This is a genomic window from Rhodococcus sp. T7 (genome assembly GCF_009872365.1).
Classification (GTDB): Bacteria; Actinomycetota; Actinomycetes; order Mycobacteriales; family Mycobacteriaceae; genus Rhodococcus_F.
The window spans coordinates 1-856 of record NZ_WXYH01000272.1; the positions used below are offsets into that span (position 1 = coordinate 1).

The 856-nt window shown below is 65.9% G+C and carries 2 protein-coding genes; one reads left to right on the forward strand and one right to left on the reverse strand.

The window, feature by feature from the left end; genetic code table 11:
* Positions 1-237: 237 nt before the first annotated feature.
* Positions 238-759, forward strand: a complete 522-nt coding sequence (locus MLGJGCBP_RS22850) for a hypothetical protein (RefSeq protein ID WP_160098232.1) — start codon at positions 238-240, stop codon at positions 757-759.
* Positions 760-768: 9 nt separating this feature from the next.
* On the opposite strand, the gene MLGJGCBP_RS51970 is transcribed toward MLGJGCBP_RS22850, so the two are convergent.
* The gene (locus MLGJGCBP_RS51970) at positions 769-849 is read right to left on the reverse strand and encodes a hypothetical protein (protein WP_442972118.1); all 81 of its coding nucleotides are present in this window, start codon (positions 847-849) and stop codon (positions 769-771) included.
* Positions 850-856 lie beyond the last annotated feature (7 nt).

Here is an 856-nt window from a genome sequence, read left to right on the forward strand (position 1 = left end):
GCTGCTCACCGCCCACCAATTCCGGAGCAACACGAGCTGAGGGGCAACCGCGGTCCGTTTCCGTCAGGTGCGCTCAGGAGAATCGTGCCGCCCCTTCACAGCGCCGGTGCCGGCGGTTGAGTGCCGGGAAACCGGGGTAGTCACGGTATATACACCCCGCGCGCACCGACGCGCCCTATTGCTGCCGACGCCGTCGACGCAGCGCGTGGCGACGACACACAGCAAGTAGGTTCGATCATGAAAATCATGAAAACTAAAACCAAAGTCGAGTTGGGGGCCGCGGTTGGCGCGGGATACCTGCTCGGGCGCACACACCAGTTGAAGATGGCCGTGAAACTCGCCGGGGCGGGCGGACGATCCCCCAGTGGGCCACAGGAGCTGCTCACCCAGGGCTCCGAACTCCTCGCTTCGTCTCCGGACATCACGGAGCTCGGTGACTCGGTTCGGGACGAACTGCTCGACGTCACGGCGGCCAAGGCCGAAGCCGAGGCCACCAGCGAGCACATCGCTTCGTTCCGCGACCGCCTCCGCTCGCGCCGCGCGAACGTCGTATCCGGCGGCGGGCACCTGGTCGCAGGGGTGAAGAGAATCGGTCATCGCGGGCACGCCCACCCGGCGGAATCCACCGTCGACGCCGAACCGGACAACGGAAAAGACGAGGACGAGAAACAAAAAGACGAGGGCGAGAAACAACAGCAGCCGTCCAGCACCCGGGCACGCTTGCGGCGGATCACGCCCCGCGCGCTCCACCATGCCTGAGCGGTCGCGTCATTGCAGCGTGAGGTGCGTCCTCGCCCAGTCCGCCAGTTCGTCGAGGACCGGCATCAGTGACTGGCCTGCCTCGGTCAGCTGATAT

Excerpts from the sequence above, each read along its gene's own strand:
- MLGJGCBP_RS22850 (WP_160098232.1), top strand. The coding sequence starts at position 238 with ATGAAAATCATGAAAACTAAAACCAAAGTCGAGTTGGGGGCCGCGGTT.